Source organism: Ancylobacter sp. VNQ12 (assembly GCF_049445835.1).
In the GTDB taxonomy this organism is placed as follows: domain Bacteria; phylum Pseudomonadota; class Alphaproteobacteria; order Rhizobiales; family Xanthobacteraceae; genus Ancylobacter.
The window spans coordinates 1-1,593 of the sequence record NZ_JBMSDU010000064.1; the positions used below are offsets into that span (position 1 = coordinate 1).

Sequence of the window (1,593 nt, forward strand, 5' to 3'; positions counted from 1 at the left end):
GGACGGCAGTTGATCAAGGGCCAGCCTTGGAAAATCGACCTCTCGGACGATCAGATCATCCAGCTTCGAGCTCGTATTCGACGCACCAGACGATCGATAAAGGAGGCATCATGAAATCGTCGGGTCGTTGAAGACGCTCGGCCACTCGCCGAAGGCGAGGTTGGTGGTGACGATGACCGAAGCCTGCTCGTAGAGCCTGCTGATGAGGTGGAACAGGAGCTGCCCGCCGGACTGGGCGAAGGGCAGGTAGCCGAGTTCGTCGAGGACGATGAAGTCCTTGCGGGAGAGATAGTCGGCCATGCGGCCCTGGCGGCCGGATCGAGCCTCGGCCTCCAGCTTGTTGACGAGGTCGACGACATTGAAGAAGCGGCCGCGGGCACCCGAGCGGATGCAGGCCCGTGCAATGGCGATGGCCAGATGGGTCTTGCCGGTTCCGGTGCCCCCGATCAGCACCACGTTGCGCTGGTGGGCGAGGAAGTTGCCGCCGGCGAGGTCGCGCACCAGGGTCTCGTTGATGGGGGTGTCGTCGAACACGAAGTCGTCGACGTCTTTGGCCAGGGGCAGCTTGGCGATGGTGATCTGGTACTTGATGGAGCGGGCCTGCTTCTCGGAGATCTCCGCCGACACAAGATCGCCGACGATGCGTTGCGGCTCGTGCTGGCGCTTGACGGCGGTGGCGATGATCTCGTCGTAGGCGGCCTTCATGCCATAGAGCTTGAGCTCGCCCATGGTCTCGAGGATCTGGGAACGCTCCATCATGGGGATCTCCTCAGCAGGTCGTATCGTGAGCAGTCGGCGCTCGGGGCGTGGCGGAGGCGCAAGGCGTCGGGCGTGATGATGGTGACGGGGGCTGCAGGCTCACGACGCCGGGCGAGGATGTTGAGGATCACGTCGGCCGAGTGGACGCCCTGGTGCAGAGCTTCGGCGCACGCTGCATCGACCGCGGGCAACCCGTCGCTCAGCACGCTGGTGAGGATGTCGACCATCTGCCGGTCGCCATCGGTGGCACCGGCGAGCTTGCGCCGGACGCGATCGAGGCTCGTGGGCAGAACCCAGTCCTTGAACGGAGCGCCGTTCCTGAGGGCGCCGGGCTTGCGCGCCAGGACCGGCACATAGTGCCAGGGATCGAAGATGGTCTGGTCCCGGCCGAAGCAGCGCGGGTGGGAGCCGACCGGCCGCCCATCCTGGCGCAGCTCGATCCGCTCCGCATAGGCCCGGACCTCGACCGGGCGTCCCACGGCGCTGGCACAGACCGAGTAGCGGTTGTTATCGAAGCGGACCAGGCAGGTCTTCGATACGGAGGCCGGGACGGCGTGGAAGCCGTCGAACCGCCCGGCATAGGGCACCAGGGCAGGACGCTCGGCCTCGAACGCATGCCAGATGGTCTCCTCCCGCCGCTCGGGGTGCGGATGGCCCTTGGCGTAGGCGATGCACTGGTCCAGCAGCCACGCGTTCAACTCGTCGTAGGTAAGCGCTCATTTCAGAGCACGTCGTAAACCGGCTTGAAGCGGTTCATGGTTCATGCGTTCATGCCGGCTGTTTTTTGAAGTTGAAGGGCAGCAGGTCGTCGATATCGGCGTCTCCGGGACGCTG

Annotated in this window: 2 pseudogenes; both read right to left on the reverse strand. The window is 65.1% G+C overall.

What is annotated here, in order from left to right:
* Positions 1-129: 129 nt before the first annotated feature.
* A pseudogene (istB, locus tag ACO2RV_RS25085) lies at positions 130-756 on the reverse strand (IS21-like element helper ATPase IstB); the annotation flags it as partial.
* Positions 756-1,469 (reverse strand): annotated as a pseudogene (locus tag ACO2RV_RS25090) (Mu transposase domain-containing protein); the annotation flags it as partial. The pseudogenes istB and ACO2RV_RS25090, both read right to left, overlap by 1 nt.
* Positions 1,470-1,593 lie beyond the last annotated feature (124 nt).